The sequence below is a fragment of the Pseudomonas sp. GW823-FHT02C02 genome (genome assembly GCF_058797635.1).
On the sequence record NZ_JBXAJV010000003.1, the window covers coordinates 312529 to 326241 of the forward strand.

A 13713-nucleotide genomic window follows, 5' to 3' on the forward strand; every position below is an offset into this window, starting at 1 on the left:
TTGGGCCCAACTAATTTTAGAGGACCTCCACTTGCCTATTTTTTCTTTGTTGCGCAATGCCATGCTGGTCGGCGCCGGGCTGACACTCGCTGTCAGTGTCCAGGCCGCCGGCACTGTGCATATTTATAACTGGTCGGACTACATCGGCCCGACGACGCTGGCCGACTTCCAGAAAGAGACCGGCATCAAACCGGTTTATGACGTCTTCGATTCCAACGAAACCCTGGAAGGCAAGTTGCTGGCCGGGCGCACCGGTTACGACGTGGTCGTACCGTCCAACCACTTCCTGGGCAAACAGATCAAGGCGGGCGCCTTCCAGAAGCTCGACAAGTCGAAGCTGCCTAACTATGCCAACCTCGATCCGGTACTGCTCAAGCGTCTTGAGCAAAACGATCCGGGCAACTTGTACGCCGTGCCTTACCTGTGGGGCACCAACGGCATCGGTTACAACGTCGACAAGATCAAGGCGGTACTGGGCGTCGACAAGATCGACTCCTGGAGCGCGGTATTCGAACCGCAGAACATCAAGAAGCTGCACGCTTGCGGCGTCGCGTTCCTCGATTCCGCTGATGAAATGATGCCCACCGTCCTCAACTACATGGGCCTCAACGCTAACAGCACCAACCCCGAAGACTACAAAAAGGCCGAAGCCAAGTTGCTGGCGGTGCGCCCTTACGTGACGTACTTCCACTCCTCCAAATACATCGCGGACCTCGCCAACGGCGACATCTGCATCGCCATCGGTTTCTCCGGTGACATGTTCCAGGCCAAGGCCCGGGCATCCGAGGCCGGCAAAGGCGTGAATGTGGCCTATACCATTCCCAAGGAGGGCGGTGCGCTGTGGTTCGACATGCTTGCGATTCCGAAGGATTCGAGCAACGTCAAAGAGGCCCACGCCTTCATCAACTATTTGTTGAAACCCGAGGTGATCGCACAGGTCAGTGATTCTGTTGGCTATGCGAACCCCAACCCTGGCTCGGACAAGTTGATGGAACAGTCCATCCGCACCGACGAGTCGGTCTATCCACCGCAAGCCGTTCTCGACAAGACCTATGTGTCCGTCGAGTTACCACCAAACATTCAACGTTTGATGACCCGCAGCTGGACCAAGGTCAAGTCGGGTAAATAGCGACAAGGCTCAAACTATCCAAGGTTGGCTCACCTTGAGCGAACTGCACTCTTTTTTTCTGGGAGTTTCGTAAATGGCAGTTGCCTCCGGCGCCTATAAGAAAGCCCTCGAGGGCGACCAGACACCTAAACAGGTGCTGGTCAAAATCGACCGGGTCACGAAGAAGTTCGACGAGACGATTGCCGTGGACGATGTGTCCCTGGAAATCAAGAAAGGCGAGATTTTCGCCTTGCTCGGCGGTTCTGGATCGGGCAAATCCACGTTGCTGCGCATGCTCGCAGGCTTCGAACGGCCCACGGAGGGGCGCATTTACCTCGATGGCGTAGACATCACTGACATGCCGCCATACGAGCGGCCGATCAACATGATGTTCCAGTCCTACGCGTTGTTCCCGCACATGACCGTGGCGCAGAACATCGCCTTCGGCCTCAAGCAGGACAAGCTGCCCGCCTCTGAAGTCGATGCCCGTGTCGCAGACATGCTCAAGCTGGTTCAGATGACCCAGTACGCCAAACGCAAGCCGCATCAGTTGTCCGGTGGCCAGCGTCAGCGTGTGGCCCTGGCGCGCTCGTTGGCCAAGCGGCCGAAGCTGTTGCTGCTCGACGAGCCGATGGGTGCGCTGGACAAGAAGCTACGTTCGCAAATGCAGCTGGAACTGGTCGAGATCATCGAGCGCGTCGGCGTGACCTGCGTCATGGTGACCCACGATCAGGAAGAGGCCATGACCATGGCCGAGCGCATTGCGATCATGCACCTGGGCTGGATCGCTCAGATCGGCAGCCCGATCGACATCTACGAAACCCCGACCAGCCGCCTGGTCTGCGAGTTCATCGGCAACGTCAACATCTTCGACGGTGAAGTGATCGATGACGCCGAGGGGCACGCGATCATCACCTGCAAGGACCTCGACCGGAAGATCTACGTGGGCCACGGCATCAGCACCTCGGTGCAGGACAAATCCGTGACCTACGCGATCCGTCCGGAAAAACTGCTGGTGACCCCGACCATGCCGACCTGCGAATACAACTGGTCCAGCGGCAAGGTGCACGACATCGCCTACCTCGGCGGTCACTCGGTGTTCTACGTCGAGCTGCCGAGCGGCAAGATCGTCCAGTCGTTCGTCGCCAACGCCGAGCGCCGTGGCCAGCGCCCAACCTGGGGTGACCAGGTCTACGTGTACTGGGAAGACGACAGCGGCGTGGTACTTCGCTCATGAACATGCGCAAATTCAAACGCCGCCTCAATCGAATAATTCCCGGTGGCCGCCAGCTGGTCATCGGGGTTCCGTTTATTTGGCTGTTCCTGTTCTTCATGCTGCCGTTCTTCATCGTCCTGAAGATCAGCTTCGCTGAAGCCGACGTAGCCATTCCTCCGTACACCGAGATCTACAGCTACATCGACCAGAAGGTGCAGTTGCTGCTTAACCTGAGCAACTACGCGATGCTGGCCGGCGACGAGTTGTACATCGCTGCCTACCTTGGCTCGCTGAAGATGGCGCTGATCAGCACCGTCCTCTGCCTGCTGATTGGCTACCCGATGGCCTATGCCATCGCCAGTGCCCGTAAAGAGCTGCAAACGGTGCTGGTGCTGCTGATCATGATGCCGACCTGGACGGCGATCCTGATCCGCGTGTATGCGTGGATGGGCATCCTCAGCAACAACGGCCTGCTCAACGGTTTCCTGATGACCATGGGCTGGATCGACGAACCGCTGCAGATCCTCAACACCAACCTCGCCGTGTACATCGGCGTCGTCTATTCGTATCTGCCGTTCATGATCCTGCCGCTTTACGCCAACCTGGTGAAGCACGACAACAGTCTGCTGGAAGCCGCGTCGGACCTGGGTTCGAGCACGTTCAACAGCTTCTGGAAGATCACTATTCCGCTGTCGAAGAACGGCATCGTCGCCGGCTGCATGCTGGTGTTCATTCCGGTGGTGGGCGAGTTCGTGATCCCGGAACTGCTGGGCGGTCCGGAAACCCTGATGATCGGTAAAGTGCTCTGGCAAGAATTCTTCAACAACCGCGACTGGCCGGTGGCGTCCGCCCTGGCGGTTGTGATGCTGGCGATCCTGATTGTGCCGATTATTCTGTTCAACCGCAGTCAGGCCAAGGAAATGGAGGGTAAAGAATGAAGCGCTTCCGTTTCTCGAGTTTCATGCTGATCGCGGGCTTGCTGTTCATCTACGCGCCGATGCTGATCCTGGTGATCTACTCGTTCAACGCCTCGAAACTGGTGACGGTGTGGGGCGGCTGGTCGATCAAGTGGTACGTCGGTTTGATGGACAACACTCAATTGATGGGCTCGGTGGTGCGCTCGCTGGAAATCGCCTGCTACACGGCGGTGGCGGCGGTGGCACTGGGTACGTTGGCGGCATTTGTGCTGACCCGTATCACCCACTTCAAGGGTCGCACGCTGTTCGGTGGCCTGGTCACCGCGCCGCTGGTGATGCCCGAAGTGATCACCGGTCTGTCGCTGTTGCTGCTGTTCGTGGCCATGGCGCAGATGATCGGTTGGCCACAGGAACGCGGCATTGTCACCATCTGGATCGCTCACACCACGTTCTGTGCGGCGTATGTGGCGGTGGTGGTGTCGGCGCGCTTGCGTGAGCTGGACCTGTCCATCGAAGAGGCGGCCATGGACCTCGGTGCGCGGCCATGGAAGGTGTTCTTCTTGATCACCATCCCGATGATCGCGCCATCCCTGGGTGCCGGCGGCATGATGTCGTTCGCCCTGTCCCTGGATGACCTGGTGTTGGCGAGCTTCGTGTCGGGCCCGGGCTCCACGACCCTGCCGATGGAAGTGTTCTCGGCGGTGCGCCTTGGGGTTAAACCCGAGATCAACGCCGTGGCCAGCCTGATTCTGCTGGCGGTTTCGCTGATGACCTTCCTGGTCTGGTTCTTCAGCCGCCGTGCCGAAGAAGCGCGCAAGCGTGCGATCCAGCAGGCGATCGAAGAAAGCGCGGCCGACTCCTGGAAACAACCGGACGTGCGTCGCGCCCAGCAGGCTCGCTCCCACAGTTGTTTTAGGACATCCAGGGAGACTTGCGGATGATCTCGACGAAGTTCATCGGCTTGAACCCCGGCTCGCTGTCCACCAGCACATCTGCGTTCACCGTGCCGAACGTAGTGTCCGGCTTGTGTTTGACGCCATTGGCGAACGCGCACAGGATGCATTCCTTGAACCCCTCGCCCCGTGGGTGCGCATGCACCACTTCCTCACGCTGCACGGTGGGAAACGCGGCGTAATCGATACCCAGCACATCCATTTCCACACCGGCCGTGACCAATGCCACGTTAGGCCGCAAGTGTTGCGGTACGCCCGGCGTGGTGTGCAGGGCAATCGAAAGCCACACCTGCTCGATATCGCCATCCGACAACCCATACGGCTTGAGGAACGCTTTGGCGGCGTTGGCGCTATCGACTTCGAAGCGCTCGTTGTCCGTGCGATGACCGTCCACCAGGCCCAGGTCATGGAACATGGCGCCGACGTAGAGCATCTCTGGATCGTAGGCCAACTGCTTGCGCTCACCGCTCAAGGCGCCGAACAGAAACACCCGGCGCGAATGGTGGTAAAGCAAATCGGACTCGGCGTCGCGAATGTATTCGGTGGTGGCCTTGGCCAACGCGCTGTCGGGGATTTTGATACCGGCAATGATGCTGCTCATGGTGCTTTCCTCGTGGGGAACGCCGTGGCGGCGCTGATGGAACAAGTCTGTTCCGGCCTCCAAAACCGGACAATCGATCCATGGCTGCGATCCCGGCCAATGAGCATGCAAATCGCGCCAACCTCGCTTGTTGCGCCCGGGTTGGCTAAGTTTGGTACCGGCGAATACGCTTTTGTGGCGAGGGAGCTTGCTCCCGCTGGGCTGCGAAGCGGCTCCAAAACCTGCAACTCAATTACACCAGGCAAACAGTAGTGACAGGAATGGGAGTGCTGCGCACTCCAGCGGGAGTAAGCTCCCTCGCCACAGGTAAGTGTGACCCGTAGAGGCAATCCAACCATGAGTAAAACCGTTGCCATCGTAGTGTTCGCTGGCGTCCAGTCGTTGGACGTCACCGGTCCCATGGATGTGTTTTGCGAAGCCAATCGCTTCCTCGAACCGCATGACCATTACCGGCTAGAGGTTATCGGCGTCGAGCACGGGATGATGGCGTGCTCCAACGGTTTGTCGCTCAATGCCCATCGGCATTTCAGCGAAGCGCTGGAGGCTTATGACTTGCTGCTGGTGGCCGGCGGGCCGCAATTGCCGTTCCTGGATTTTGGCGCGGCCTTCGATGGCTGGTTGCGCGATGCCTGTGCGCGGGCGCAACGATTTGGTTCGATCTGCAACGGCGCGTTCATGCTGGCCCGGGCCGGATTGCTCGAAGGACGGACCGTCACCACCCATTGGGATGATGCCGCGGCGTTGGCGACAGCGTGCCCATCGACTCAGGTCGATGCCGATCGCCTCTACGTTCAGGACGGTGAGCTCTTCACCTCGGCCGGCGTCACGGCGGGGATTGATTTGTCGTTGTACCTGTTGGCCCGGGACCATGGGCCGGAAGTGGCGTTGAGCGTGGCCAAGCGGCTGGTGGTGTTCACCCAACGCTCGGGCGGGCAATCACAGTTCAGCCCGTTCCTCACACCCCACGCCGAACCGACGTCGGCGGTGGCACTGGTGCAACTCTACGTCCTGGCCAACCTGACCGGCGACCTGACCATTGCCGATCTGGCGAACGCGGCCAACATGAGTGCCCGCAACTTTTCCCGGGTGTTCGCCAAGGAGGCGAAAATCACTCCGGCGGAATTCGTCGAGCGGGCGAGGGTGGACGCGGCGCGGGTGCTGCTTGAAAGCACCCATTCACCGCTCAAAACGGTGGCGTATCAATGCGGGTTTCGCGATGCCCAGCACATGCGCACGGTGTTCAGTCGCCGATTGGGAGTGACGCCGCAGCAGTTCAGGCTGAATTTTGCGGCGATGGTTTGAGCCATGAACAGGCGTTGTTCTTGCGGGCCTCATCGCCAGCAGGCTGGCTCCCACAATGGATCTGCGTGTACAGGATCACTGTGGGAGCCAGCCTGCTGGCAATACAAAACTATTGAGCACTTCGCGCCGGCAACAGCTTCAACGTACTGCGCGTATTGGCCGTGACTTCTTCGTTATTGAAGTGCGCCTCGTAGTAAATCCCTTCGACATACGCTTCGGCCTGGTCTTCGTAATGGCTGTCGAACGGCACGCCGCTCTGGCCGACCGGGTTGATGGTCAGGCTGTGGGCCGGGTCGGCAAAGTCGACCAGGCGCCGCGTCGACGGGCCATACGTCACCGGCCACGGCGCCGGGCCGATCTTGGCCGAGAGGTTGTTCGGCACTTCATGGGTGCCGGGCGCCGCGAACGGGCCGACGTTGAAGATTCGGTCCAGCGGCTTCTGCACGCCCAAGGGGTGATCGTGGGTCAGGGTGTGCGCCTTGCCCCACTGCCAGTGCGCGACGTCAGGGCCAAGGGTGGTCTTGAGGTGGGCGATGCTCGCTTGCCAGGCCACTTTCACTGTATCGGCGCGGGTTTCCTTGCCGAGGGTGTTGCGGTTGTCCCACCACGGCGAATCGGCCGTCGCGGCCAGGCGGGGTAGCGCAGCGTCGATCACGCGAGTCGAGAGCAGGGTCTCGAAAAAATCATTCCCCAGCTCATCGTGCATCGTCGCGTCGGCCAGGTTGAACAGGAACTGGTTGAACAGCGTGGCGCTGGTGGAATCCAGCGGGTAATCGCCTTTCCATTGCGCCAGTTGCTCGACCAGTTTCAGTTCGGCGGGATCGCTCACCCCTTCACGCAGTACCGGCAACAGCGGCGCCAACAGACGCGGGCCGTAGGCGGTGGTGGTGCCCAGTTGCAGCTTCTGGTTGGCCTCGTTGTCCCATTTCACGCTCTTGTCGCTGAGCTGATGATTGAGTTGCTGGCCGCGATCGGCGAGGTTGTAGTAACCGGGAATCTCCATGCCAGTCGGCGACACGGGCTGAAAGTTCGCCGAGACGATGTAGCCGCGCGCCGGATTTTCTTCCTGCGGGTTGGCGCTGAACGGGTAGAAACCCTCCTTGTCCGCCTGATTGGTGCTGCCGTCGAGGATGAAACCGGGCTTCACCCCGGCCGCACGTTTGGGCAGCAGCGCCGAGGCCCACCAACCGATGTCGCCCTTGGCGTTGGCGTAGACGATGTTCAATCCCGGTGCCTGAACCTTGGCCGCTGCGGCGCGGGCCTTGGCCAGGGTGTCGGCGCGGTTGAGCTGGTAGAAACCTTCGAGGATCGGGTTCGGCGTTTCAAGGAACGCCCACCACATGGACACCGGTGTCTTGCCGGCGGCGCTGCCCAGCACATCGTTGATGATCGGGCCGTGGGGCGACTGGCGCAGCTTCAGGGTGACCGGCGCCTGGCCTTTCACCGCGATCTGTTGCTCGGTGTTGACCATGTCGACCCATTTGCCGCGATACCAGACCTGGTTCGGGTTGTCCGGGTTGATCTTCTCGGCGATCAGGTCGAGGTCGTCGTTCTGGAACATCGTCAGGCTCCAGCCGAAGTCCAGGTTGTGGCCGAGAAAGGCAAACGGCACCAGCGCCTGATGATGACCGTAGAGCTCGAAGCCCGGCGCCGACAATTGCGCCTCGTACCATACCGACGGCACCGAGAAGCGAATGTGCGGGTCACCGGCCAGCAGCGGCTTGCCGCTTTTGCTGCGGTTGCCGGCAATCACCCAGGCGTTGCTGCCTTCGAACTGCGGCAGGCCGTTGTCGGCCAAGGCCTGTTCGCTCAGGCGGGCGAGGGCGTTCAGGTCTTTCCAGTCACCGGCAGCGAGGGCGGGGCCGGGTGTGCGCGTCTTGGCCAATACGCCTTTGGGCTGCCAGTCGAGTTCGAAAACACTCAGGTACTCGACGCCCAGTTGGTCGCGCACAAACGTCAGTAAAGGCTCGGTGCGAAACGCGGCGGCAAAACTGTACGCCATGTAACCGGCGACGCTGATGCTGTCTTCGGCGGTGAACGGGCGCTTGTGGATGCCCAGCACGTCGAACTCCATGGGCGCCGCGTGAGTGTCCTGATACTGGTTGATGCCATCCAGATAGGCTTCCAGCGCCTTCCATGCCGGTGACTGACGATCCAGTGCGGCCACATAACTCTCGGCGCGCTCCCGGATACGCAAGCTGCGGAACAGTTTGTCGGTGTCGATCAGTTTCGGTCCGAGGATTTCGGCCAGCTCACCCCGGGCGAGGCGGCGCATGGCTTCCATCTGGAACAACCGATCCTGAGCCTGCACGTAGCCGAGGGTGCGGTAGAGGTCGGTTTCGTTTTCGGCGCGGATATGCGGCACGCCGCGCTCGTCGTAACGCACGGTCACCGAGCCCTGAAGATGCTGCAACTCCACCTGGCCCTGGCGCGTCGGCTGCTTGATGTACACGTACCCGCCGACCCCGATGACGAGCGTGACGATCAGCAATACAAGTACGGTCAGGACGCGTTTCATGGTGACTCCTTGTTCTTCGGGATTGCCGCCCGTGCGGGCTGCAAACATGTAGCACAGACCTTCTGTGCCGGGCATCGCGGTCCTGGAAAAGTCAGGATTGCCTTACTTCGCTTCCTCCGGCCAAGGACAGTAGCAACCGACCGCCAGCGTATGGGTGGCGCCCACCGCACGACCTTCGCTGAGTGCTTGCAGGATGGGCTCGATAAAGCTGTTGTTCGAATTGCAGGTCAGGCCTTCGCTGTACGGGCCGAAGTAGGCCAGTTTGCCGCTGCGGTCCCAGATCGCCACCGCCGGGCTGGCGGGGATCTGTTCGGAACCCGGGAGAACGGTGATGGTTTTCAGGCGGCTCAAGGTGCTGGGCAACTGACCGTGGCTGCCGGGTTTTTGGACCGCGTAAAACTCCACGCCCTGCGGTACGTATTGATCGACCAGTTCAGTCAGGTGTTGCTGGTTGCCGACATTGCACGGGCAGGCCGGGTCCCAGAAGTGCACCAGGCGTATGGCGCCGGGGCCGGCGAGGTCGGCGGGCAGGCGCAGCGGATCACCGGAAAATAACGCGGTGTGTGAACTGAAGGCGCGCAGGTAGCGCCCCTGAAACCAGTCATAGGCCGCCCACAAGACGCCGGCACACACGAGGGCGAGCAGGCTGGCAAGCAGTGTGGTGCGGTAGGCCGGGCGCATGGGTTTCAATCCTCGAAGGTCGGCTAGCTTGCCATGCTTGCCGCGACAGATGAATATCGCAGGCCCATAAAGTCTGTTTAACGCTCTGGAAATAGCTCATGTCTGCCACTTTCGACCCCGATCATTTGCGCGCCAGCCTGCGGCCATTGGCCGAATGGCAGCCGCTTTCGGTGGAAGCGCTGGCCTATCAGCGGTTTTACGGGCTGGATTTTCCGGGGCGAATGCTGCGCCGCGGATTGGGGCGTTTCGGGGTCGATGGCTATGAAGTGGTCAGCCAGGTCTGGTGGCCTGACCAGGCGAAGGCGACCCTGTTTATGTTCCATGGCTTCTACGATCACACCGGGCTCTACCGACATGTGATCGAGTGGGCGCTGGATCAGGGCTTCGCAGTGATTGCCTGCGACTTGCCGGGGCATGGTCTGTCCAGTGGCGAGCGGGCGAGCATCAAGGATTTCGCCGAGTATCAGCACACCCTGGAAGGGTTGCTTGCCGAGGCGCAGTCGCTTGACCTCCCACAGCCGTGGCATCTGTGCGGGCAAAGTACTGGCGGGGCGATCGTGATCGATCATGTACTTAACCACGGTGCAGACAGTCCGGCCCAGGGGCAGGTGATTCTGCTGTCACCGCTGGTTCGGCCGCGCGCCTGGGGCTGGTCGCAGCTCAGTTATTACCTGCTCAAGCCTTTCGTGAACGGCATTGCCCGGCGCTTCAGCGAGAACTCCAACGACCCTGAGTTCCTGTCGTTCCTGCAAGCCGATCCGTTGCAAGCGCTGCGACTGCCAACGGCGTGGGTCGGTGCGTTGGCGCGGTGGATCAAGCGAATCGAGGCGGCACCGAACAGTCCACGGCGACCGCTGATTGTGCAGGGGCAGTCGGACATGACGGTGGATTGGGAGCATAACCTTGAGGTGTTGAAGGCCAAGTTTGATCGGCCGCAGGTATTGATGCTGCCGGAGGCGCGGCATCATCTGGCGAATGAGACGGTTGGGTTGCGGCGGGAGTATTTCGGGTTTTTGACCAAGCGGATCAAGGGGCGGAATCTTTAGCGCAAGTGAGGGCCGCATCGCGGGCAAGTCGGTGTATCAGGCGCTAAAGATTACTGACTGAGATTCGCCGGATCCTGCCCCACCGCCAACCCCGCCCGAATGGCTGCCAGCGCTGCCTGGTAATACGCCTTGCCCTCGGTGGACTCGGCAAACGTGGCGAACTCTTCCAGTTCTTCATCCGACAGATCGCGATACACATACAACAGCGTGTTGTTCAGATCAGCACCAATCTGTTCCATCAAACGCTGGCGCTGTCCGTTCAACACCCCTTGCGCCTGACCGCCACCGAGCAACCCCGGGATCATCGAACTCAGGCTGTCAGCCGCGACACCGGCGATCGCCAGGCTGACTTCCGCACCAGCCTCGCGGGCGGGCAGGGCCTGGGCCAGGTGGCCGATGATCAGCAGACGGCTGTCACTGGCCTGAATCTTCGGCAAACCCTTGGCGTTTTTCGCCAGTTGATCGCGACGGGTCGCCAGCAATTCGGCGGCGACGATTTTCTTGCCCAGGGGCGATTGAAAGAAGGTCAGCGCAGGTTGCGGATCGGCGAGGCTTTTGCGCAATTGAGCTTCGGCGCGCTGGTCCACGGCCTGGGAGGCGAAACGTTGATTGCTGTTGTTCACCAAGGCTTGAAACACCGCCGGTGGCAGGCTGTTCTGATAGCGCTGCTGAGCGGCAGAGAGGGCGTCGTTAAAATGCGCGCGCTGATCTGGCCAACCGGCGACCTTGTACAACTGGTCGTGGCCGTCTGCCCAAGCGGGCAACACACAGAGCATCAGCAATGAAAAAAACAAACGGCGCATAGGGACTCCTGTCAGCAGGCGACTATTCTCCGTGCGGCTTTCGTACTTGTCGAGAATTCGTATCAGTAATCCGACAAATCCTCCGCCGCGCGGCTCTGTCGGATTTGCAGGCACAGGAATACTATGCGCGCCATGCAAATATCCTCTGATCACCCGCTGCTGTTACGTATCGTCGACGACCTGGCCGAGCGCGGCTGGTCGCAGCAGAATATTTTCCTGCCTCTGGGTCTGACCCTGGAACTGGCGGCTGAGTGCCGTAAACGTGCAGCTGAGGGCGAACTGGCCCCGGCGGCCGTGGGGCGAGGGCCGACGTCGGAGATTCGCGAGGGGATCCGCGGCGACCACATCCAGTGGATCGAGCCCGGCCAGGCGTTGGCGTGCGACAGTTACCTGAGCTTGATGGACAGCCTGCGCGAGGCGATGAATCGCGGGTTGTACCTGGGCCTCGAAGATTTCGAAAGCCATTTCGCCCTGTACCCGCCCGGTGCGTTTTACCTCAAGCATGTCGATCGTTTTCGGGATGACGACCGGCGCATGGTTTCGGCGGTGATCTACCTCAATGACGGCTGGCTGCCCGAGCACGGAGGCCAGTTGCGCATGTATTTGGAGGACGGCGTCGAACACGACGTGGTGCCCACTGGCGGATGCCTGGTGGTGTTTCTGTCAGGCGAGGTGCCTCACGAAGTCCTGCCCGCGACCCGGGATCGCCTTTCATTGACGGGCTGGTTCCGGCGCCGCGGTAACGAGCCGTTCTGATCATGCAGAAGATTCTGGTAAGCCGCTGCCTGCTGGGCCATCGCGTGCGTTACGACGGCGGGGCGAGCGGGCCGTTCGATCAGCTTCAACAGTGGCTCGATGAAGGTCGCGTGGTGCCGTTGTGCCCGGAGGTTGCCGGTGGTTTGCCAACACCCAGGGCCGCAGCGGAAATTCCGGGCGGGCAGGGCGGTGAAGTGCTGGATGGCCACGCCTCCGTCATCACTACCGAGGGTGAGGACGTCAGCGCCGAGTTTCTCTCGGGGGCTTATCAGGCGCTGGAGTTGGTGCGAAAGCACGGCATCCGCATCGCCGTGCTCAAGGCCAACAGCCCGTCGTGCGGGAACTTGCTGACGTATGACGGGAGCTTCAGCGGTGTGAAGGTCAGCGGCGAGGGGGTGACGGCGGCGTTGCTCAAGCGCCATGGTGTGCAAGTCTTCAGTGAGTTGGAGCTGGCCGAAGCGTCCGCTGCATTGACCGCGCAAGACTAACCACCTACACACCCTGCAGGAGTGAGCCTGCTCGCGATGAGGCCATACCAGTCAACGGTGATGTTGAATGTTAGGCCGCTATCGCGAGCAGGCTCACTCCTATAGGGTTGGTCGTCAGTCCGGGATCAGGGTTTGGGCGTCACACTCGCATCCGCCCCAAACCACTTCTGCTCCAGCGCCTCCAGTCGACCATCCGCCTTGATCCGCTTCAACGCAGCTTCCAGGCTGGCGTGAAACGCCGGGTTACCCTTCTGAAACGGAATCGCCAAATCCACAGCCGGGGCGGTTTTCGGCTTTTCTTCCGTCAGCGACTGCACCAACAGGATCGAACGCGGCTCTTCTTTCTGCGCGATCAATTGCGCATTGGTTTGAATGTAAGGCTCGGTGAAGTCGAAACGATCCTTGAGATCCGGGGTCATTGCTATGTGGTTGATGGCGATGTCGTACTTGCCGGTTTCAACGCCGGACAACAGGTCGCTGGAATCGGTCACGACGAAGTCGGCCCGCACGTCCAGTTCGTTGGCCAGCTGTTGGCCCAATTCCACTTCGAAGCCGGTGAGTTTGCCCTCGTCCTTGAAATTGAAGGGGGGTGTATTAGCCTCAAGGGCAATACGCAGTTCGCCCCGATCGTTTACATCGTCAATCAGTTCGGCATGGGCCAAAGGGCTCAAAAGGGGTAGCAGGCAGATCAGGCCAGGCAAAAAGCGCATGGTCACTCCTTTGAATACATTTATCGCGATGCTCTGATTCAGGCTCGCTTTGCTATGGTTGTCGAGGTCCTTCGACAACAAATGGCCGTGAAGTTGTCTCGGCCACGCGGATTTTACGGAAAAACTGGAGAAGAGAATGAAAACGTTTATGTCACGAGCAGCATTCGCTGGGCTGCTGCTGAGTGCTTCGATGCTGGCAACGGCTGCGACTCCGGCGCCCAAGGGTGCAGAAGTGTTTATCGTATCTCCCGCAGACGGCGCCACTGTCCCGGAAACCTTCACCGTCAAATTCGGCGTCAAGGACATCGCCCTGGCACCGGCCGGGGATGTCACCAAGAACACCGGTCACCACCACTTGCTGATCGATGTCGACAAACTGCCGGCCGCCGGCGCACCGATTCCGCTGGATGCCAACCACATGCACTTCGGCAAGGCGCAGACCCAGGCCGAAATCAAACTGGCCCCGGGCAAACACACCTTGCAGCTTGAGCTGGGCGACAGCGGACACATGCCGTTCGATCCGCCCATCGTGTCGAAGAAGATCACCGTCAACGTCAAATGACACGGTAGCGCATGAAAAAGGAGCCCCGAAGGGCTCCTTTTTTTGTCGCTCA

At 60.5% G+C, this 13713-nt stretch carries 14 protein-coding genes; 9 read left to right on the forward strand and 5 right to left on the reverse strand.

Annotation, left to right across the window (positions count from 1 at the left end; all coding sequences use genetic code 11):
- The first annotated feature begins 31 nt into the window (after positions 1-31).
- The 4 genes from AC1ROI_RS06840 to AC1ROI_RS06855 all read left to right on the forward strand — a co-directional run bounded on the left by AC1ROI_RS06840 (position 32) and on the right by AC1ROI_RS06855 (position 4182).
- A complete protein-coding gene (locus AC1ROI_RS06840; protein WP_077747186.1) occupies positions 32-1129 on the forward strand; it encodes a polyamine ABC transporter substrate-binding protein in 1098 nt (365 codons plus the stop codon).
- A gap of 73 nt (positions 1130-1202) precedes the next feature.
- Entirely contained in the window at positions 1203-2345 is a 1143-nt protein-coding gene (locus tag AC1ROI_RS06845; protein ID WP_010466690.1) for an ABC transporter ATP-binding protein, read from the forward strand.
- A 35-nt stretch (positions 2346-2380) separates the two neighbouring features.
- Positions 2381-3262, forward strand: a complete 882-nt coding sequence (locus AC1ROI_RS06850) for an ABC transporter permease subunit (protein ID WP_169857238.1) — start codon at positions 2381-2383, stop codon at positions 3260-3262.
- On the forward strand, positions 3259-4182 hold the full coding sequence (locus AC1ROI_RS06855) for an ABC transporter permease subunit (protein ID WP_492573975.1): 924 nt from the start codon (positions 3259-3261) through the stop codon (positions 4180-4182). The genes AC1ROI_RS06850 and AC1ROI_RS06855 overlap by 4 nt, the downstream gene beginning before the upstream one ends.
- On the opposite strand, the gene AC1ROI_RS06860 is transcribed toward AC1ROI_RS06855, so the two are convergent.
- Positions 4154-4795, reverse strand: coding sequence for an HD domain-containing protein (locus AC1ROI_RS06860; protein ID WP_102594805.1), 642 nt, complete (start codon positions 4793-4795; stop codon positions 4154-4156). The two genes, AC1ROI_RS06855 and AC1ROI_RS06860, sit on opposite strands and share 29 nt — an antisense overlap.
- Before the next feature lie 336 nt (positions 4796-5131).
- Here AC1ROI_RS06860 and AC1ROI_RS06865 point away from each other — a divergent pair, with 336 nt between their 5' ends.
- Positions 5132-6097 carry a GlxA family transcriptional regulator gene (locus AC1ROI_RS06865; RefSeq protein WP_010466698.1) on the forward strand — a complete coding sequence of 322 codons (966 nt, stop codon included), beginning with the start codon at positions 5132-5134 and terminating at the stop codon, positions 6095-6097.
- A 109-nt stretch (positions 6098-6206) separates the two neighbouring features.
- On the opposite strand, the gene AC1ROI_RS06870 is transcribed toward AC1ROI_RS06865, so the two are convergent.
- Positions 6207-8615 carry a penicillin acylase family protein gene (locus AC1ROI_RS06870; RefSeq protein WP_102594806.1) on the reverse strand — a complete coding sequence of 803 codons (2409 nt, stop codon included), beginning with the start codon at positions 8613-8615 and terminating at the stop codon, positions 6207-6209.
- 102 nt (positions 8616-8717) lie between these two features.
- On the reverse strand, positions 8718-9296 hold the full coding sequence (locus AC1ROI_RS06875) for a DUF6436 domain-containing protein (RefSeq protein WP_083375517.1): 579 nt from the start codon (positions 9294-9296) through the stop codon (positions 8718-8720).
- Positions 9297-9394: 98 nt separating this feature from the next.
- Here AC1ROI_RS06875 and bipL point away from each other — a divergent pair, with 98 nt between their 5' ends.
- The gene (gene bipL / locus AC1ROI_RS06880) at positions 9395-10342 is read left to right on the forward strand and encodes a phospholipase BipL (protein ID WP_010466703.1); all 948 of its coding nucleotides are present in this window, start codon (positions 9395-9397) and stop codon (positions 10340-10342) included.
- A gap of 50 nt (positions 10343-10392) precedes the next feature.
- Here bipL and AC1ROI_RS06885 read toward each other — a convergent pair whose 3' ends face one another.
- Positions 10393-11145, reverse strand: a complete 753-nt coding sequence (locus AC1ROI_RS06885; RefSeq protein WP_010466707.1) for a DUF2059 domain-containing protein — start codon at positions 11143-11145, stop codon at positions 10393-10395.
- Positions 11146-11268: 123 nt separating this feature from the next.
- Here AC1ROI_RS06885 and AC1ROI_RS06890 point away from each other — a divergent pair, with 123 nt between their 5' ends.
- Entirely contained in the window at positions 11269-11901 is a 633-nt protein-coding gene (locus tag AC1ROI_RS06890; RefSeq protein ID WP_102594807.1) for a 2OG-Fe(II) oxygenase, read from the forward strand.
- Positions 11902-11903: 2 nt separating this feature from the next.
- Complete coding sequence (locus tag AC1ROI_RS06895) at positions 11904-12389, forward strand: 2-thiouracil desulfurase family protein (protein WP_102594808.1); 486 nt, start codon at positions 11904-11906, stop codon at positions 12387-12389.
- Between the two features lie 125 nt (positions 12390-12514).
- Here the strand turns inward: AC1ROI_RS06895 and AC1ROI_RS06900 are convergent, their stop codons facing one another.
- Positions 12515-13099: a transporter substrate-binding domain-containing protein gene (locus AC1ROI_RS06900; protein ID WP_102594809.1), complete on the reverse strand. Its 585-nt coding sequence runs from the start codon at positions 13097-13099 to the stop codon at positions 12515-12517.
- A gap of 136 nt (positions 13100-13235) precedes the next feature.
- Here AC1ROI_RS06900 and AC1ROI_RS06905 point away from each other — a divergent pair, with 136 nt between their 5' ends.
- The gene (locus tag AC1ROI_RS06905; protein WP_010466714.1) at positions 13236-13661 is read left to right on the forward strand and encodes a DUF4399 domain-containing protein; all 426 of its coding nucleotides are present in this window, start codon (positions 13236-13238) and stop codon (positions 13659-13661) included.
- Positions 13662-13713: the final 52 nt, after the last annotated feature.